Source organism: Streptomyces sp. BR1, assembly GCF_052373795.1.
Lineage (GTDB): Bacteria > Actinomycetota > Actinomycetes > Streptomycetales > Streptomycetaceae > Streptomyces.
Genome location: NZ_CM126252.1, coordinates 3,717,720 through 3,734,740, shown reverse-complemented (window position 1 = coordinate 3,734,740; position 17,021 = coordinate 3,717,720). Strand labels below are relative to the sequence as shown.

Sequence of the window (17,021 nt, the reverse complement as noted above, 5' to 3'; positions counted from 1 at the left end):
CCGCCATGACCACGGCCCTGACCATCGCCGTCATGCTGATCCTGATCGCCGGAGCGGCATGGATGATCCATCTGCTCAACGCCCAGCATGCCGACAGGATCGCGCTGCACCACTACAGCCGGTACCAGTTCAGCCGGTTCCAGCCCGGCCGACGCCCGCTCCCGGGTGAGTCCGATCCGCCCGCCGTCCCGGCCCGCCGCGACCACCAGGACGGGGGCCGTGGACGACTGCGTCCGCGACGCCGGATCCGTCAGGGGCAAGGGCGTTGATCCGGAGCGCATCGTCCGGAACCCCGCTCAGGATCCGTAGGTCCTCGCAGGTCCTCGTAGAAAGGAGCGGCACATGCAGCTTCTGATCACGCTCATCGTCGTCCTCGCCCTTCTCGTGCTGCTGGCGCTGGCCATGGCCCTGAAGATCGTCAAGCAGTACGAGCAAGGGGTGCTCTTCCGGCTCGGGCGGCTGGCCGGCACCCGCGCTCCCGGGCTGCGGACGATCATCCCGGTCGTCGACGTCCTGCACCGGGTGTCGCTGCGCATCGTCACGATGCCGATCCAGTCGCAGGGCATCATCACCCGCGACAACGTCAGCGTCGACGTATCGGCCGTGGCCTACTTCCGCGTCGTGGACGCCGTGAAGTCGGTCATCGCCATCGAGAACGTGCACGCCGCGATCAACCAGATCGCCCAGACCACCCTGCGCAAGGTCGTCGGCCAGCACACCCTGGACGAGACGCTGTCGGAGACCGACCGCATCAACGTGGGCATCCGCGAGATCCTCGACGTCGCCACCGCGGAGTGGGGAGTCGAGGTCACCCTGGTCGAACTCAAGGACATCCAGCTGCCCGACAGCATGAAGCGCGCGATGGCCCGCCAGGCCGAGGCCGAGCGGGAGAAGCGCGCCAAAATCATCAACGCCGAAGGAGAATCGCTCGCCGCGGCCGCGCTCGGGGACGCCTCGGACACGATGATGGCCCACCCACTGGCGCTCCAACTCCGCAACCTGCAAAGCCTCGTGGAGATCGGCGTCGACAAGAACACCACCGTCGTCTTCCCCGCACCCCTGATGAGCACCATCGGCGAACTCGGAGCCTTCCTCAGCAGGGAATCCGCGGCCGCCTCCCCGGCATCGGCCGCCCTGCCCTCGACCCCGGACCCGGTCGGTCTCGACAAACCCGGCCACCGGCCCGGCCCGAACAACCGGCCCGACCTGACCCGACAGCAGGCCTGACCTCGCAGCAGGTCTGACCCACCTCGCCCCGACTCCCGCAGCCCCGGACCCCGGCCGCAGCGAACGCACCGACCGCCCCGAGGCCAAGGAGCCGTGCATGTCCGTCAGTCTCCCCCCTTCGTCTGCAACCGGTCCGGCGGTGAAAGCCCCGTCGTCGCAGGAGTACGACGAAACCGCGCCCTTCCCCCACGACAGCCCGAAGCCGGTACGCAGCCGCGGTGAACGCCTGTCCGTGGCGGTGACCGGGGCGATCGTCGTCGTACCGTTCCTCGCTCTCGGCGTCGGCGGCCCGCTGCTGTGGGGAAGCCTCATCCACTCCGCCGACGTCCTGCTCGCCCTCGGCCTCTACACGGTCACGGGCCTGGGCGTGACCGTCGGCTTCCACCGCGGGCTCACCCACGGCGGCTACACGGCCGTCCGGCCGGTACGCATCGCGCTCGCCGTGGCCGGGTCGATGAGCTTCCAGGGGGACGCCATCGGCTGGGTCGCCACCCACCGCCGCCACCACGCCTTCACCGACCGGCCCGGCGACCCGCACTCCCCGTACCGCTACGGCACCCACCTGCGCGGACAGCTGCGCGGACTGGCCCACTCGCACATCGGCTGGCTGTTTCGCAACGACCCGACCCCGGCCGCCCGTTACGCGCCCGACCTGCTGGCCGACCGCGACATCCGGACCGTCACCCGCGCCTTCCCGGTCCTGTGCGTCCTCACGCTGGCCCTGCCGTTCGCCGCCGGCTGGGCCATCGGCGGCACCTGGGAACGCGCGGCAACGGCCCTGCTGTGGGCGGGACTCGTCCGCATCACCCTGCTCCACCACGTGACCTGGAGCGTCAACTCCCTGTGCCATCTGATCGGTGAGCGGCCGTTCCGCACCCGGCGCCACGACCGGGCCACCAACCTGTGGCCACTGGCCCTGCTCTCCTTCGGCGAGAGCTGGCACAACCTCCACCACGCCGACCCCACCAGCGCCCGGCACGGCGTCGACCGCGGCCAGATCGACCCGTCCGCCGCCGTCATCCGCCTCCTGGAGCGCCTCGGCTGGGTGCGCGACGTGCACTGGCCCACCCCCGACCGGATCGCCGCCCGCCGCACCTGAGCCCGCGAAGAGCCAACCCCGTCTCCCGTACTGGAGGACCTGTCCCGTGACCACGACACTCCGCCCCCTGCTGTCCCTTCGTCCGGTACGCCTGCGCCTCGCACCGCGCGGCACCGGCCCGCACGCCATCGACGGTGCCTGGTGGCCCCGCACCGACGACCTGACCATTGAACTGCCGCGCCTGATCCGCGCGTTGCCGCACAGCTGGCCCCAGATCGCCCACGCGACCGTGAACGCCGCCATGTGGTCCGACTTCCCCGGCCGGATGCTCATCGCCAACCACGTCGTCCAACTGCACCGGGCCACCGGTCGGCACACCCCGAACACGATCTGCCTGCTCTCCCCCGGCCGGGGCCGGTGGGACCTGCTGGTCGTCCCGCCCCCCACGGCCAGGGCCGAGGCCCTGCGCCTGATGGTCACCGCCACCGCCCCCGGCGGCCCCCTGCCGGCCGGACCGTGGCGGTTGGCGGCGTGCTGAGTCCACGCCGCCCGTAAGGCCGAGGCGTGCGGCGCGGTACGGCCCTGCCGGACCGGGCCGGAACCATGCCGGGCGCCCGACAACGCGCCGAGAAAGACCGCTGGTCCGGCTCCGCCACTCGGCGGAGCCGGCAGATCTACCGATCCGAGGCGTCATGCCCCTGCCCCAACTGAACGTCTACCGGCACGACACGAGCCGACGGTCGCTGATCACCCTGGCCGGCGAGATCGACCTGACCACCGTGCCGCAGCTGCGCGAGACCCTGGAACAGTGCCTGCTCGACGGCATCCGCGTCATCGACGTCGACCTCACCCCCCTCACCTTCTGCGACGTGAGCGGACTCAACGCCTTCCTGTACGAGGCGCAGCGGGCCGCCGCGCTCGGCGGTTCCCTGCGGCTGCACTATCCGCCCCCGCCACTGGCCCGGATGGTCGGGCTCGTCGGCACCGGATTCCTGCGCCTGGAACCCCCGTTCGGACACCGGCCGCTCGCGGTGACACCGGCTTCGACACCCACGGGGTGCCGCGTGACGCTGCGCCGCCTGGCGTCCGTGGGCTCCGCCGTCGCGGGTGGTACGCCGTGACGGCGGCCCGAGCCCGGCCGGAGCCGCACCGCCGGAGCGCGTACGACGACCGGTACCTCATGGCAGCGGTGCGGCTGCGCCGGGTGAGCCGGTGGCTGGCCCAGGACATGCGGGAGGACCTGGCAGACCTGTACACGGAGTCCTGCGGGACGACGACCGGCGAGAAGTACCGCAGCCACCGGCGGACGGGCTTCCTGCACCGCCTCGCCGACGACATCCGGCGACCGGGATTCGCCCTCGTGATCGCGGAGACCGACTGCCTGGTGGGGTGCGCCTTCGGGTTCCCGGTGCGAAGCGACGGCCGGTGGTGGTCCGGGTTCGACGGGACGCTCCCGTACGATGTCGAGCAACTCACCGCCTCCGGCCGTGTCTTCGCGGTCTCCAAGGTCCTGGTCCGCCCGCACCGCGCGGGTCAGGAGCTCGCCTGCCGACTACAGGAACAGCTGCTGACCGGCCACCGGGCATCGCTCGGCGCGGCCCTGGTGGACCCGGCCGACCTGCCGACCCTCGACTCCCTCCGGTCCGCAGGCTGGCAGGACATCGGAGCGGTGTGGCGGCAGACCGGCCCACCGCTGCTCTGGGCGCTGATTCTCCCGTTCCCGCAACCAACCGCCGTACCGCAGACGGGACTTCCCCACTCCAGCCGGACCCGGTGAGTCACGTGACGACCATCAGCCGGTGGCCGTGCCGGAACGGTCCACCGGGCACGGAGCCGGACCCGGGAGCCGGCCATGGCCACCGTCCGGATCGGCGTGCCCACCCGGCACCGCCTCGCCTTCGTCCCCCTGGGGTCAGGGCGCGACGGGCCCCCGCCCGTCACTCTTCGGGCAGGGGCAGCGGGATGACGGCCGTGTCGAATGTGCCGACGATGATCGACGTGGCGAAGTCGGCCAGTCGCAGGTGATTGCTCCGGGCGTAGCCGCGGAACGCGAAGAACGCCCGGTCCGGCGAGGTCTGCCAGCGCTCGGCGAGGATGCCCTTGACCTGCTCCACCAGGATCCGGCTGTTGAGCGCCGTCTGGAGCTGGGTCCTCTCGATGTGGGACTGCTCCAGGGTCCGCTGCTGGAGGATCGTGATCGTGGCGACGCCGGCGAGGGCCTGGGCGAGCGCGATGTCGCTCTCGCCCAGGCGGTGGGGGGCCGCCTGGAAGAGGTTGAGCGCGCCGATGTTGCGGTCCCGCAGCCGCAGCGGGATCGCGTGCGTGGTCACGTAACCGGTCTCGCGCGCCCGGTTGGCGAAGCGCGGCCAACCCGCCGTCGCCCTGGGACTGTTGAGGTCGATGTTCGTCCTGGCCGTACCGCTGTGGTAGCACTCCACGCACGGACCCTGGTCGTGCTGGAGGGCGAACAGCTCCAGGATGCGGGCGTGTTCGTCGGACGCGGCCACGACCTGCAGTTCGCCGAGCGGGTCGGCGAGCAGGATCCCGGCCGCCGAGACGTCGAGGAGTTCGACGCACCGGATCGACAGGCGCTGGAGCAGGTCGAGGACGTCGAAGTCGTCTGTCAGGGAGTCGGCGACCTCCATGAAGACCTCTGCCAGACGTTGTTCGCGGGCCATGCCGATCATCCCTTTCGACCGTCGGGCGAGTAGGGCCCGTCTCTATCGTCGTTGAACCGCAGCCGTCTGGCCACTACGTCCCCGGCTACGTCGCCGAGCGGCAGATCCCGGCTGTAGGCGAACGCCCGCAGCCGCAGCATGGCCTCCGCCAGTGAAACGTCCAGCTGGACGCTGATCATGCCGGTCGCCTGGTGCACCACCGCCCGGTGCAACTCCCTGGGCGCCCCCGTGACCGTCCCGGAAGCCGCCTGCCCGTTCCCGTCGCCCTCCAGGAGCAGCCCGGTCAGCGCGGCGGCCAGGGAAAGGGCGTCGACGCACTGCTGCTCCGGCATGACGGCGCTCGGTATCGAGGTCACCACGCTCAGCACCCCCAGCCGGATCCCGCCGAGACCCAGCGGAAAGCAGCACACACCGGCCACGCCCAGCTCCCGGACCTGGGGCAGCAGAGCGGGCCAGCGGTCGGACCGCACGGCGCGCAGATCCGGCGCCATGACGACCGCGCCGCTTCGCGCGGCGTCCGGGCCGGGGCCCACACCGAGGGTGAACTGCAGCTCCTCGAATCGCGCGGTGAGACCCGGCGAACGCCACAGCGGCTCCACCTCTTGGTCCTCCCCGACCAGCAGGGACACCGCGACGCCTTCGACCCCCAGGGCTCGCGCGCAGGCGACCGCCAGAACGTTGCTGTCACCGTGACGCAACGACCTGAGCACGTCGGCCATGCCGTCGCTGATCACTGGAATCCGCCCTGCCGGGGTCCCGGGCAACCTGCCCACCGGCTCACTGTCCACACTATCCGCGTCCTCGGCGCCCCGCCGCCCGTGCCTAACGGGACATGACCGAAGGCCGCCCCCGCCGGGCCTCGTCGACGGTGGCGTACCGGGGGAAGTCGCCGGTGAGGTCGACGGCCCGGAGCAGGAGGCCGATACCGCGCCTGGTGTAGACCAGGCGCAGCCACCCGCCGCGGTCCCGGCAGGCGGTCCGCGCCGCGCACAGTGCGCCCAGAGCGCTGCAGTCCATGAAGGTGACGTCGCTCAAATCGGCGACTACGTACGGCACTTGAGCCCCCCGTCGGGCCCTTGCCAAGCTGCCGGCGAGGCGTGGAGCGGTCAGTAGATCGAGTTCGCCGGTCACCCTGATCACGCGGCAGTCCTGCGCCGGTTCGGGAGTGGTGCCCATGCGGGCCGTCTCCTCAGATGCTGCGTACGAGTGGGACAGAGCAGTCTGCGGAGATACGGCCGAGGTCAGGGGCGCCCGCGAGAGGAGGATATGGCTTCCCGGTTCCCCGGCGCTCCCCGACGGTCCCCTCCGGCACGAGCTGATCTCTCTTGACGTTCCGCTGGCGCAATCCGGTTGTTTCGGGCCGTTTCGCTGTTCACTTCGGGCTCCGGGCCACCGGCAGCCCACACGGACATCGCGCCATGGCGAACAGAAGGGGAGTTCCGTCGCACTTGCCTAACTAGAATATTGTTCTAGAACCAGGCATCATGACGCTCACCTGTACCGCATCGCCACAACTCTCCCGCGCCGAGGGCGAGTTCGCACGACGCCGTACGGGGGCTTGGCACGGGACGGTTGTTACGGGGGAGCGGTCTGTGAAGCTGTGGCGCGGGGGCAGGAAACGGGACGAGGTCCCGGACGGGGGCTTCGCCGGGGACGGCCGGGTTCCGCAGCCGGGCGGGAGGCCTTCGACGTCGACGTTGCGGCTGCTGCCGAAGGCCGACGGGACTCCCCGGGCCGAGGGCCCGGCCCTCGACCTGAGCGGGAGCGGGGCCACCCCGCTCTCCCCCGAAGACCCCCGCCAGATAGGCGCGTTCCCGCTCGCGGGTGTGCTGGGCTCGGGCGGGATGGGCCGGGTCTACCTCGGTATCGCGCCCGGCCACTACGCCGCCGTGAAGCAGGTCCTGCCGATCGTGGCCGAAGACCCCGGTTTCCTGCGGCACTTCGGGCAGGAGCTGGACAACCTGGCCAAACTGCCGGGCGGCATCAGCGCCCGGCTGCTGGCCACGGACCGCACCGCCCGGCCGCCGTGGTTCGCCACCGAGTACGTACCGGGAATCACCCTCGCCGAGGCGATGGAGCTCCACGGCGGTCCGCTGCCCGCCGACTCGCTGTGGGCGCTGCTGCGGGAGATGGCGCGCTGCCTGGAGGCGGTGCACGCGCTCGACATGGTGCACCGCGATCTCAAGCCCTCCAACGTCATGCTGACCACGGACGGCCTCAACCTGATCGACTTCGGGATCGCGCGCGCCGCCGACCAGAGCAAGCTGACCCAGACCGGCATGGTCATCGGCACGCCCGGCTTCATGGCTCCCGAACGCGCTTCTGGCGCCAAGCAGTTGACCGGCGCGTCGGACGTCTTCTCGCTGGGCTGCCTGCTCGGCCACGCGGCGACGGGGCTGGCGCCGTTCGGCGAGGGCAGCGGGCTCGATCTGCTGTACCGGATCGTGCACGAGGAACCCGACCTCGACGCGGTGCGGAACGTGGACACGGAGCTGGCGGACCTCCTGCTGAGGTGCCTGGCCAAGGACCCGTCGGCCCGCCCCTCGGCGACGGACCTGCTGGAGCTGACGAGCGCGCGGGTGGCCACGCAGAGCGGCCCGTGGCCGCCGACCGTGGCGGCGCGGATCGCGCGGCGGACGGAGTTCACGGCGTCGGTACCGGCGCCGGAGGCGGTGCTGGCGGCGACGCGTCCGGCGACGGTCCCGGCGCTCCCGGCGTCCCCCGAGCCGGTGACGGTCACACCGAAAGAGGCGGCCACCGCTCGCGAGCCGCGCCCACGCCGTACGCGGATCATGGTGGCCGTGCTGCCCGTGGTGGTGGTCGCCGGTACGGTCACGGCGGTCACGGTCCTGCCGAACGTGTACTCCCCCTGGGGCACGGACCGCCCGAACACGGCGGCGTCCCCGCCGGGATCCGTACCGTCCATGCCGATGCCGCCGGGCAAGACGACCCCGCCCCCCTCCGCATCGGCATCCACGTCACCCTCCCCCGGTTCGTCCGGAGCCGCCACACCCCCGCCCGGCGGAACCGGGCAGCCGGGCGGCACGAACCCGGGCGGGCAGCAGCCGGGCGCCCCGGCATCGGGCGGCAAGCCAGGCGGTACGGGCGGTACGGGCGGGTCGGACGGAGGCCAACAGCAGCCTCCCGGCACGTCCCAGCGGACATCCGACCCCAAGCCCCCCGCGGACCCCCCGTCCTCCTCCACCACCTTCTCCCCCGGTACGACGGCCCGCCTCCAGAACGCCCAGACCCACCAGTGCGTGTCCGGCGACGGAAGCGTCTATCCCGGGTACGGCTCGTGCAGCGCCAGCTACGCCGACACCTGGACGCTCCGTTCGACGGGCAGCGGCACCTTCCAGCTGGTCAACCGGGCCAGCGGGAACTGCCTGTCGGCCCCCAACGTCAACGACTACACGGCCCAGCTCAGCTCCTGCAACGGCGGCTACGGGGGCACGGGTTACGTCCACTGGCGCGTGGGCACGACGGCATCGGGCGGCCAGACCCTGGAGAACACGGAGACCGGCCACTGCCTGGAAATAGCCGCCCCGCCCTACGGCGGCACCCCCGGCCCCATGGTCACCACGTGCGACAGCGACCAGTCCCAGCAGTTGTGGAGGAACGGGGCGTGAGGTGAGCGCCGGGGGTGTGGCGGGGTGGTGTTACGGCGTGCCCGGCCAGCCCTGGTCGCGCAGGACCTCCGACACGTCCGGGGCGCGGTAGTTCGGCCCCTTCAGGACCTTGCCGTCGGCTCGGAGCAGGGGGCGGCCGTCGGGGCCCAGTTTGGTCATGTTCGCGCGGTGGATCTCCGCGATGACCTGGTCGAGGTCGATGCCGTGGACCAGGGCGGTGCCGTACGCCACGTACACGACGTCCGCGAGTTCGTGGGCCAGGTGGGGCAGCGGGCCGTCGACCGCGACCTCGGCCGCCTCCGCGGCCTCCTCGACCAGGAGGTCGCGGCGGTGGGCGGCCAGGTCGGGCGGGATCTCGGTGGGCGTGCTGCGGGCGTCCAGGCCGAAGGTGGTGTGGAACTCTCGCACCAGCCTTGCCGGGGAGGACCGGTTCTCTGTTTCGGGGTCTCTCATTGCCATGATTTTACGTCCCGCCCCCGCCCCCTGTGTCAGCAGGATCACCCAACCCCGCTGGACGCGTGAGGAGTTCCGCGCGGGGCTCGTTCAAGTCCGCCAGTATCACTGTCAGTTGGCCCGCAGTCTCCCGGGACCGGGCACCCCCGGGTCCCTCAACCTACGTACGCAGACGCGATCGGCGGCCCGCCTGTCCGGCGGGGCTGACTCGGTGTCATAATGTACGGGTAGCCCTTCGTGCATCCCCCGTCGCGAAGGGCTACGCCTATGTCCGGGCAGGGAAAAACAAGACCAACACCACGACACCCGCTTTCGGGCATGGCGGGGCCTTCACACGGGCAAGGGACTCCCCTCGTGGCCCCCTGCCCGTGTTTTTTCGAGTTAACAGTGGCGTAGAGTGTTTGTGCAAGCCCAGTTCTGACCAGACAGGGTGGGGACCCGATGGACGACGGAGACGAGCTCGCCGCAGAGCGCATGCCGCGGACGCCCGACATGCCTCACGCGCCTGAGCTGACGACCTTGCAGCAGAAGGTCGAGTACATGGTGGAGAAGACCTTCCCGGGGGAGAAGGTCTCGGGGCGCACCTTCTCCGACCTGGTGAAGGAGCGCGGCGGCTCCCTGTCGCACAGCTACTTCTCCAACATCCTCGCGGGCAAGGTCACCCACCCCTCCGAGGACATCCTCAAGGCGCTCGGCCTCGGCTTCGGCGTCGACTGGCGGTTCTTCAAGGAGGAGTCCGAGGTCGTCGACGACGTCGTGTCGGGGCTCCAGTTCCTCGCCAAGCGGCGTACGGGCGAGATCAGCGGCATCGCGGGGCGCGGCCTGGACGACGACGGCCTCTCCGCCGAGCTGCTCCAGTTCGCCCTCTCCCTGTTGGAGGAGACCAAGGGCGCCACCACGGATCCCGACGGGCCGTCCCCCGCCTGACCCTCTCGCGTACGCGGAAAACCCGGGCCCGCCCCCGTCGCCGTGTTCAGAGTCGTTCGTTAAGATGCGCCGGTCGATCGCGCTTACGCGGCATACGCGTACCCGTGACCGATCGCTTCTCCATACGCACGCGTGACTACGCCCAGAGGGACCCAGAGGCCTCCATGTCCATGCGCGAGCTGCGGAAAGAGTGCGAAGCCGGGCTCGCCGACCTTCCCATTCCCGCTCCGTTCAGCATCGCGGCCCTCGTGGCGAACATGGAGGAGACCCGTGGCCGGACCATCGTGCTGCGGGAGCTGCCCGACCGCCTCGCGCGGGTCAACGCCGCCTGTGGACTGCGGCTGAAGTCCGGCAACACCAGTTTCGTGCTCTACCGTCGGCGACCCACCGACTACCAGACCCAGCACGTCATCCTGCACGAGCTCTGCCACGAGTGGTTCGACCACGGCACCACGCTCGACGCCGATCAGCTCAAAGCCCTGCTGCCCGTCTTCGACACCTCGCTCATCCAGCGGGTCGTCAACTCGGGCGCCACCGTCCAGGCCCGGGCCCAGTACGACACCCACGACGAACGCGTCGCCGAGTTCGGGGCCTCCCTCATCCCCCGGATGGCCATGGACGTGACCAGCGACGACATGGTCGGCCGCCTCGCCAACTCCCTCTCCCGGCCGGTCGCCCACCGCCGCCGCGGCCTGTTCCGACGGACGGACTGAGAACCAGTAACCCCGTACGAAGACCACGACCCCCGCTCACAAAGAACTCCCCCATTCCTGCCCCCGAGGAATCCCCCCAATGACTCCGCTCGACCTCGCCGGCTATCTCATAGCCGCGCTCATGACCGCCGTCGCCCTGTGGCGTATGCCCGCCGCCCTGTGGGGTGACGAGGACGACAAGCGCCGACGTGCCCTGTGGGGCTGTTACGCCGGGTTCGCCGTGGCCCTGTGGACGAAGACCAAGTTCGTACGCATCACGCTGAACGACAGTGAGGTCACCGACCTCGCCGTGCTCATCAAGCACTACACCGCCACCATCGCGATCCTGGCGATCCTCAGCTACATCGTCGCGATCTACGGGCACTTCCCGGACGAGGGCGCGATTCCCCGGCACGTACGGTTCGCGCGGACCGTGCAGCGGGTCGCCGCGAAGGCGTCCGTGGCGACGCTGATCCTGCTCACCGTGCTGTTCTTCACGGTCGTGGACCGGTCCGTGCCGTCCGACCGGTTCGTCTCCGACCACGCGGGGCAGTGGGGCGCGACGCTCTACATGACCGTGTTCTACCTGTACTTGGGCGCGTCCTCGGCGGTCTGCGCGTACCAGTGGGCGCTGGCGACGGCGAACGCGCAGGGGCGGCATCTGCGCATCGGGCTCGGCATGATGACGTTCGCGATGTTCATCGGTGTGGCGTACACCGGGAGCCGGACGCTGTTCCTGTGGGTCAGCGTGGTCGACCAGCCGAGCAAGTCCTTCGCGCTGCACTTCGACGAGATCACCGAGGCCTCGCAGATCGTGCTGTTCGCGTTCTTCGCGCTCGGCGCGTCGATTCCGGCGTTCAGCAAGGGGTGGCGACGGGTGCGGCTGTGGCGCGCGTCGGCGCGGCTGCACCCGCTCTGGTACGAGCTGATGACGGCGTTCCCGGACCAGCCGTTCGAGCCGCCGGCCTCGCTGCTGCGTGAGCTGACGCGCTTCGACACGCCCGCCGACCTGCGGATCGACCGGTGGGCCGCGGACATCGCGGACGCGGTGGAGAAGCTGCGGCATTACGTGCCGGACGAGTTGGTCGGGGCGGCGAAGTGGGCGGCGGAGGAGGCCGTTCCGGCGTCCGGTGACGAGGCCGGGCCGCTGGCGGAGGCGCACTGGATCAAGGCGGCGCTTTCGGCGAAGGCGGAGGGCGCCTCTGCCGGCCGGGCCGCTGCGGTCGAGCCGCAGCATGCGACCGATCAGGATGGTGAGGTGGCGTGGTTGGTGCGGGTGGCTGCGGCGTACCGGGTGATTCCGGCCGAGGCGACGCGGAGGGTGCTGGCGCGGGCGGTAGAGGGTGCGGCGGCATGAGCACTGTTACTGGCCGTACGAGTGGGTTGGACGACCCCTCCCGTCACCCGGTGGCGCTGGCCGTCACCAACGTCCTTCAGCCCCGTAACTGCCTTCTCGTCGGCATGCTCGGGATCGGGCTGGCGGCGGCGGGTGACTGGACGGGGTTGTTGTGGGGGTTCCTGGGGGCGTTGTGCGCGGGGCTGATCCCGGCGGGATACATCGAGTGGGAGCGCGGGCGTGGCACCTGGGGTGACCGTCATGTCGTCGACCGTACGAAGCGGGCGCCGATCTTCTTCGTGATCCTCGGCTCGATCGGCACGGGCTCTTTGGTCATGGTCGTGTGGGACGCGCCCCTCGGCATCCTCGCGGCGATGCTCGCGCTGTGGGTGATGACGATCGGGCTGCTGGTCGTGAACACGGTCTGGAAGATCTCGGTGGATGCGGCCGTGGCGTCGGCGGTGGTGGCGCTGCTGTCCGCGGTGCACTCCGTGTGGTGGCTGGTGGCGTACGTCCTCACGGTCGCGGTGTGCTGGTCGCGTGTACGTCTGCGGTACCACACGGTGGGGCAGGTGGCGGCGGGGGCGGCGCTGGGAGCGACGACGGCGACGGCGTTCCTGTTCGCCTGAGCCCCTCCCCGCCCCTTCCCTAAACCCTCCGGGGGTGGGTGGGGGTGGAGGGGGTTCTCCCGGGGGCTGCGCCCCCGGACCCCGGGCGGGGCTTCGCCCCTGCACCCCCGTTCGTCTGCGGACCGTGCTGGGTTGCTGACGAACGCCATCCGCCGGAGGCGCCGCAGGCGGCGTCCGCGCGTCACATGTGTACCGGGCCCGCGTCCCCGCCCTCCGTCGGATGCGGATGCGGCGGGCCCTTCCGGTACAGGATCAGCGTCACGAGCAGACCCAGCGCGAAGAAGCCCGCCGACCACCAGTACGCCGTTGCGTAGCTGTGCAGTTGGGCCTTCGCCAGGACCGACGGGGTGGGCTGCTTGCCGACCATGTAGTGGGTGGCCGCGCTCGTCGCGAGGGTGTTCAGCAGCGACGTTCCCACCGAACCACCCACCTGCTGGCTGGTGTTGACCATCGCCGAGGCCACGCCCGCGTCGTGGGCGGCGACACCCGCCGTGGCCAAGTTCATCGCCGGGGCGAAGATCAGGCCCATGCCCAGGCCCATCACCAGCAGCGGCGGCAGCACATGCGGCGCATACGTGCTGTCGACATCCAGCGCCGTCATCCACACCAGCCCCGCCGCGCCCAACCCCATACCCAGCGGCACGATCGGCTTCGCGCCCAGCCGAGGTACGAACTTGTTCTGCGCGATCACCGACGACGCGATCATCACCATCACCATGGGGATGAAGGCGAGTCCGGTCTTCACCGGCGAATAGCGCAGCACCTGTTGCAGGTAGTAGGTGAGGAAGAGGAAGACCCCGAACATCCCCGCGCCCGAGATGAACATTCCCAGGAACGACGCGCCCCTGTCCCTGTCCAGCACCACCCGCAGTGGCAGCAGAGGGTGGGCCGCCCGCAGTTGCCACAGTACGAACGCCACCAGTAGCACCCCGCCCGCCGCCAGGAAGCCCCACGTCTGCGGTGAACTCCACGCGTGCTTCTCGGCGTTGGAGAAGCCGTACACAATGCAGAACAGGCCCGACGAGACCAGCAGTGTGCCGGGGATGTCCAGTTTCGGGCGGTCCGCCGGAGCCCCCGGGTGCAGCAGACGAAGCGCGCCCAGGAACGCCAACGCCGCGAAGATCAGGTTCACGTACAGGCACCAGCGCCAGTTCAGGTACTCGGTGAGCAGGCCGCCGAGCAGCAGGCCCACCGCGCCGCCCGTGCCCGCGATCGCACCGTAGATGCCGAACGCCTTCGCCCGCTCCTTCGGGTCCGTGAAGGTTGTCGTCAACAACGACAAGGCAGCGGGCGCCAGTAGCGCGCCGAACATGCCCTGCAAGGCTCGCGCGATCACCAATACCGTGAAGCTCGGTGCCGCGCCGCCTATCGCCGAGGCGACCGCGAAGCCGATCAGGCCGGTCAGGAACACCGCCTTGCGGCCCACCAGGTCCGCGATACGGCCGCCGAGCAGCAGCAACGAGCCGAAGGCCAGGGCGTACGCCGTGACGATCCACTGGCGGTTGCCGTCGCTGAAGCCGAGAGCGCGCTGCGCGGAGGGCAGCGCGATGTTCACGATCGTGGCGTCGAGCACCACCATCAGCTGGGCGAGGCCGATGACCGCCAGGACCAGCCAGCGGTGTTCATGGGCCGCGCCCAGGTGGGACGGCGGGGGCGCGGCGGCCACGGCCGCGCCCGCGCCCCGCGACGGCCGCCCGTCCGGACTCGCGTCACCGATGACCGCTTCGGCGCTCTCCTCCGGCGCCGAAGCAGCCGCTATCCGTGCCGCCCTGGCCTCCTCGACGGCGTCCTCCGTATGACGGCCCATGGCGTACGACACCTCCATAGCGGAAAGTCCCTTTTCCGACGCTAAGTGGAGGTGGGGCGTTCCGCCACGCGAGTGACGGGAGAGGCGACATAAGGCCACAAAGGGTTACGAGAGGTTACGTGAGGTGAGCCCGGCACCCGCCTCGTCCGGCCCGCCCTCCCCGCTCAACAGCCGGAAACGTAACGCCACTTCGAGTTCGAACCGCGCGTCCGGATCGTCCAGTACAGGGCCGAAGAGCCGGTCGATCTGGCGCAAGCGCTGGCGCACGGTCTGCGGGTGGACCGCCAGGCGTTCGGCGACCTCGGGCGCGCTGCCCCGATGCGACTGGAGCCAGGCGAGCAGGGTGGTCGCCAGGCGGTGGCTCTGCTTCGGGGTGAGGTCGTCCAGGGGGCGCAGACGGCGGTCGGTGAAGAGCCTGACCAGGGGCTGGTCGCTCAGGAGCAGCAGCGCCGGGAGGTGGTCCTCGCACCGCACCACCCCGCACGCGTCCGGCGCGGGCAGCCGGGACAGCAGCGTCCGCGCCCACCGCAGCGAGTCCGCCGCCATCGGGAGCGGCACGGTCGGCCCGATCACCGCGCCCCGCGCCGCCAGCGCCTGCCCGAGCCGCGCGTCCCCGAGGACCGACCCGGCCACAGACCCCGCGTCCGGGTCCGGCACCAGCAGATACGGATCGTGCGCGTCCAGATCCGCCAGCACCGACGGCGGCAGCCGACGATGGGTGCGGTCGCGCTCGGCGGGCGGTCCGAGCGCGACGCACGCCACAGTGTCCGGCAGGGGCCAGCCCGCCGCCAGGGCCGCCTGTGCGAGTGCGGACGCGGACGCGCCCGCGACGATCCGGCCGAGCAGGTGGTGGCGCCGGCGCCCGAGCGCGCCCGCCTTGTCGGCCTGCGCCTCGGCGTAGCCGCGTACGGACACGGCGGAGATCTCGTCGATGTGCGCGAAGACCGCCTCGGCGAGGAGGACGACCTGGTCGGCGCCGATCCCTGCGCGGCGGGCCACGCGCGCGTACCGGCGCCAGGCGACGCGTGCGCCGAGGCGGTACGCGGCCTGGAGCGCGTCGAGGCTGCGGCCCTCGGCGAGTTCGCCGCGCCCGAGGATCCAGTAGACCCGCCAGCGGTCGGCGTCGCTCTGCCCGGCGGGCTGGGCCGCGCCCTCCACGAGGTCCGCGAATTCGGCGAGCGCGGTTTCCACTCCGCGCTGGATTGCATAGCCGAATGAACCGTCCAACGGCCTGGAGAATTCCGGCACCTGGCGTCTGATCTCCCGTATTACCTCAGCGGCGGTAGAGCTCTGCTCCTTTCGCAGCTCAGCCGCGAGAAAACGCGGCAGAGCGGCCCATGGCCCGGCCATCGAACGCCTTCCTCCCCCGGGAAGCAACGAGGAAGTGCCGAGTATGGGCCGATGTTACCCGCGAGTCAATAGCCGTGACATGCCTGGTAGTTGGGGTGATACCGGCTGTCCCGCGCGAGTGCACTCACGCACGTGACAAGTTTCAACGATCGGCGGACAGGTTCGTGGCACATGACTGCGGACTTTCCCCGGGCGTGGAAATGTCCGTTGCCCGGTCGCCGAAACCGACCCTAACTTCGCCCTCGTTCAATTCGAGCATTCCAGAACTAGGGACGGTACTGGACATGAGATCAGCACCACTTTCCCGTATTTCCCGAGCCGTTGTGACGGCCGCGCTCGCGGTGACCGGACTGGTCGCGGCGAGCGCCACCCCGGCGGCGGCCGCGACCACGACGCTCCCCGTCGAGACCCACTTCGGCACCGGATTCCTCACCGGTTTCCTCAAACCCGGCGAGGCCCCGCCCGGGGCGAACGATTGGTCGTGCCACCCCTCGGCGGCCCACCCGAACCCGGTCATCCTCGCCCACGGCACAGCCGAGAACATGAACGACAACTGGCGCGGCGCGGCATCGCTGCTCGCCAACGAGGGCTACTGCGTCTTCGCCTTCAACTACGGCGGCGCGGGCGTCACTTCGTCGATGGGCGGCATGGCGAAGATCGAGGACAGCTCGGCGGTCATGGCCGGATTCGTCGACAAGGTGCGGGCCGCGACCGGCGCCGCGAAGGTCGACGTCGTCGGCCACTCGCAGGGCGGCCTGATGGCGCGCTACTACCTCAACAACCTCGGCGGCGCGGCCAAGGTCGACAAGCTGGTGGCCCTCTCGGCGACGAACCAGGGCACGACGCTGGACGGCATGACCGAGCTCGGCCGCCGGCTCAACATCCTCGAACCCATGAACAAGTTCGTGGTCGGCCCGGCGTGCCCGGCCTGCGTACAGCAGGAGATCGGCTCCGACTTCGTCACCGCGCTCAACGCGGGCGGCGGCACGGCGCCGGGCGTGACCTACACGAACATCGGCACGAAGTACGACGAGGTCACGACCCCGTACACCAACGCGTTCCTGCCCGCCGGGCCGCACGTCACCAACATCACCGTGCAGGATCAGTGCGTGCTCGACGGCACGGATCACACAGAGATCGCGTACGACCCGATCGCGCTCACGGACGTACTGAACGCGCTCGACCCGGCGCATCCCCGGGCGATCCCGTGCCAGGTGGTACTGCCGGTCACCGGCCCGCTGCTCTGACGGTCAG

General features: G+C 70.7%; 18 protein-coding genes. 12 read left to right on the top strand and 6 right to left on the bottom strand.

Annotated features, from left to right (window positions below):
- Positions 1-5: 5 nt before the first annotated feature.
- The 6 genes from ACT1U9_RS16245 to ACT1U9_RS16220 all read left to right on the top strand — a co-directional run bounded on the left by ACT1U9_RS16245 (position 6) and on the right by ACT1U9_RS16220 (position 4,043).
- A complete protein-coding gene (locus tag ACT1U9_RS16245) occupies positions 6-269 on the top strand; it encodes a hypothetical protein (RefSeq protein ID WP_444533464.1) in 264 nt (87 codons plus the stop codon).
- A gap of 73 nt (positions 270-342) precedes the next feature.
- Complete coding sequence (locus ACT1U9_RS16240; RefSeq protein WP_444533463.1) at positions 343-1,227, top strand: slipin family protein; 885 nt, start codon at positions 343-345, stop codon at positions 1,225-1,227.
- Between the two features lie 97 nt (positions 1,228-1,324).
- Positions 1,325-2,326, top strand: a complete 1,002-nt coding sequence (locus ACT1U9_RS16235) for an acyl-CoA desaturase (RefSeq protein ID WP_444533462.1) — start codon at positions 1,325-1,327, stop codon at positions 2,324-2,326.
- A 46-nt stretch (positions 2,327-2,372) separates the two neighbouring features.
- On the top strand, positions 2,373-2,804 hold the full coding sequence (locus tag ACT1U9_RS16230) for a DUF5994 family protein (RefSeq protein WP_444533461.1): 432 nt from the start codon (positions 2,373-2,375) through the stop codon (positions 2,802-2,804).
- A 154-nt stretch (positions 2,805-2,958) separates the two neighbouring features.
- The gene (locus tag ACT1U9_RS16225; protein ID WP_444533460.1) at positions 2,959-3,387 is read left to right on the top strand and encodes an STAS domain-containing protein; all 429 of its coding nucleotides are present in this window, start codon (positions 2,959-2,961) and stop codon (positions 3,385-3,387) included.
- The gene (locus ACT1U9_RS16220; RefSeq protein WP_444533459.1) at positions 3,384-4,043 is read left to right on the top strand and encodes a hypothetical protein; all 660 of its coding nucleotides are present in this window, start codon (positions 3,384-3,386) and stop codon (positions 4,041-4,043) included. Before ACT1U9_RS16225 ends, ACT1U9_RS16220 begins: the two co-directional genes overlap by 4 nt.
- A 160-nt stretch (positions 4,044-4,203) precedes the next feature.
- On the opposite strand, the gene ACT1U9_RS16215 is transcribed toward ACT1U9_RS16220, so the two are convergent.
- The 3 genes from ACT1U9_RS16215 to ACT1U9_RS16205 form a co-directional block, all read right to left on the bottom strand.
- The gene (locus ACT1U9_RS16215) at positions 4,204-4,953 is read right to left on the bottom strand and encodes an ANTAR domain-containing protein (protein ID WP_444533458.1); all 750 of its coding nucleotides are present in this window, start codon (positions 4,951-4,953) and stop codon (positions 4,204-4,206) included.
- Entirely contained in the window at positions 4,950-5,678 is a 729-nt protein-coding gene (locus ACT1U9_RS16210; RefSeq protein WP_444533457.1) for a GAF and ANTAR domain-containing protein, read from the bottom strand. Before ACT1U9_RS16210 ends, ACT1U9_RS16215 begins: the two co-directional genes overlap by 4 nt.
- 88 nt (positions 5,679-5,766) lie before the next feature.
- Positions 5,767-6,120 carry an STAS domain-containing protein gene (locus ACT1U9_RS16205; protein ID WP_444533456.1) on the bottom strand — a complete coding sequence of 118 codons (354 nt, stop codon included), beginning with the start codon at positions 6,118-6,120 and terminating at the stop codon, positions 5,767-5,769.
- Between the two features lie 416 nt (positions 6,121-6,536).
- Here ACT1U9_RS16205 and ACT1U9_RS16200 point away from each other — a divergent pair, with 416 nt between their 5' ends.
- The gene (locus tag ACT1U9_RS16200; RefSeq protein ID WP_444533455.1) at positions 6,537-8,573 is read left to right on the top strand and encodes a protein kinase domain-containing protein; all 2,037 of its coding nucleotides are present in this window, start codon (positions 6,537-6,539) and stop codon (positions 8,571-8,573) included.
- A 30-nt stretch (positions 8,574-8,603) separates the two neighbouring features.
- Here ACT1U9_RS16200 and ACT1U9_RS16195 read toward each other — a convergent pair whose 3' ends face one another.
- Positions 8,604-9,026 carry a MazG nucleotide pyrophosphohydrolase domain-containing protein gene (locus ACT1U9_RS16195; protein WP_444533454.1) on the bottom strand — a complete coding sequence of 141 codons (423 nt, stop codon included), beginning with the start codon at positions 9,024-9,026 and terminating at the stop codon, positions 8,604-8,606.
- A 441-nt stretch (positions 9,027-9,467) separates the two neighbouring features.
- On the opposite strand from ACT1U9_RS16195, the gene ACT1U9_RS16190 reads away from it, so the two are divergent.
- From ACT1U9_RS16190 to ACT1U9_RS16175, 4 genes are all read left to right on the top strand, one after another.
- Entirely contained in the window at positions 9,468-9,953 is a 486-nt protein-coding gene (locus ACT1U9_RS16190) for a hypothetical protein (protein ID WP_444533453.1), read from the top strand.
- A 164-nt stretch (positions 9,954-10,117) separates the two neighbouring features.
- On the top strand, positions 10,118-10,666 hold the full coding sequence (locus ACT1U9_RS16185) for a toxin (protein ID WP_444533452.1): 549 nt from the start codon (positions 10,118-10,120) through the stop codon (positions 10,664-10,666).
- Between the two features lie 79 nt (positions 10,667-10,745).
- Positions 10,746-12,002 carry an MAB_1171c family putative transporter gene (locus tag ACT1U9_RS16180; RefSeq protein ID WP_444533451.1) on the top strand — a complete coding sequence of 419 codons (1,257 nt, stop codon included), beginning with the start codon at positions 10,746-10,748 and terminating at the stop codon, positions 12,000-12,002.
- Positions 11,999-12,610, top strand: a complete 612-nt coding sequence (locus ACT1U9_RS16175) for a hypothetical protein (protein ID WP_444533450.1) — start codon at positions 11,999-12,001, stop codon at positions 12,608-12,610. Before ACT1U9_RS16180 ends, ACT1U9_RS16175 begins: the two co-directional genes overlap by 4 nt.
- 181 nt (positions 12,611-12,791) lie before the next feature.
- Here ACT1U9_RS16175 and ACT1U9_RS16170 read toward each other — a convergent pair whose 3' ends face one another.
- Both ACT1U9_RS16170 and ACT1U9_RS16165 read right to left on the bottom strand, forming a co-directional pair.
- On the bottom strand, positions 12,792-14,435 hold the full coding sequence (locus ACT1U9_RS16170) for an MFS transporter (protein WP_444533449.1): 1,644 nt from the start codon (positions 14,433-14,435) through the stop codon (positions 12,792-12,794).
- Between the two features lie 87 nt (positions 14,436-14,522).
- Positions 14,523-15,608 carry a helix-turn-helix domain-containing protein gene (locus tag ACT1U9_RS16165; RefSeq protein ID WP_444533448.1) on the bottom strand — a complete coding sequence of 362 codons (1,086 nt, stop codon included), beginning with the start codon at positions 15,606-15,608 and terminating at the stop codon, positions 14,523-14,525.
- 443 nt (positions 15,609-16,051) lie between these two features.
- Between ACT1U9_RS16165 and ACT1U9_RS16160 the strand changes: the two genes are divergently transcribed.
- Positions 16,052-17,014 carry an esterase/lipase family protein gene (locus tag ACT1U9_RS16160; protein WP_444533447.1) on the top strand — a complete coding sequence of 321 codons (963 nt, stop codon included), beginning with the start codon at positions 16,052-16,054 and terminating at the stop codon, positions 17,012-17,014.
- The last annotated feature ends 7 nt before the right edge of the window (positions 17,015-17,021 follow it).

What these genes read in the sequence shown, in the direction of transcription:
- ACT1U9_RS16185 (WP_444533452.1), top strand. Translation starts at nt 10,118, where the DNA reads ATGTCCATGCGCGAGCTGCGGAAAGAGTGCGAAGCCGGGCTCGCCGAC.
- ACT1U9_RS16245 (WP_444533464.1), top strand. Translation starts at nt 6, where the DNA reads ATGACCACGGCCCTGACCATCGCCGTCATGCTGATCCTGATCGCCGGA.
- ACT1U9_RS16160 (WP_444533447.1), top strand. Translation starts at nt 16,052, where the DNA reads ATGAGATCAGCACCACTTTCCCGTATTTCCCGAGCCGTTGTGACGGCC.
- ACT1U9_RS16175 (WP_444533450.1), top strand. Translation starts at nt 11,999, where the DNA reads ATGAGCACTGTTACTGGCCGTACGAGTGGGTTGGACGACCCCTCCCGT.
- ACT1U9_RS16195 (WP_444533454.1), bottom strand. Translation starts at nt 9,026, where the DNA reads ATGAGAGACCCCGAAACAGAGAACCGGTCCTCCCCGGCAAGGCTGGTG.
- ACT1U9_RS16225 (WP_444533460.1), top strand. Translation starts at nt 2,959, where the DNA reads ATGCCCCTGCCCCAACTGAACGTCTACCGGCACGACACGAGCCGACGG.
- ACT1U9_RS16190 (WP_444533453.1), top strand. Translation starts at nt 9,468, where the DNA reads ATGGACGACGGAGACGAGCTCGCCGCAGAGCGCATGCCGCGGACGCCC.
- ACT1U9_RS16180 (WP_444533451.1), top strand. Translation starts at nt 10,746, where the DNA reads ATGACTCCGCTCGACCTCGCCGGCTATCTCATAGCCGCGCTCATGACC.
- ACT1U9_RS16240 (WP_444533463.1), top strand. Translation starts at nt 343, where the DNA reads ATGCAGCTTCTGATCACGCTCATCGTCGTCCTCGCCCTTCTCGTGCTG.
- ACT1U9_RS16235 (WP_444533462.1), top strand. Translation starts at nt 1,325, where the DNA reads ATGTCCGTCAGTCTCCCCCCTTCGTCTGCAACCGGTCCGGCGGTGAAA.
- ACT1U9_RS16205 (WP_444533456.1), bottom strand. Translation starts at nt 6,120, where the DNA reads ATGGGCACCACTCCCGAACCGGCGCAGGACTGCCGCGTGATCAGGGTG.
- ACT1U9_RS16215 (WP_444533458.1), bottom strand. Translation starts at nt 4,953, where the DNA reads ATGATCGGCATGGCCCGCGAACAACGTCTGGCAGAGGTCTTCATGGAG.
- ACT1U9_RS16170 (WP_444533449.1), bottom strand. Translation starts at nt 14,435, where the DNA reads ATGGAGGTGTCGTACGCCATGGGCCGTCATACGGAGGACGCCGTCGAG.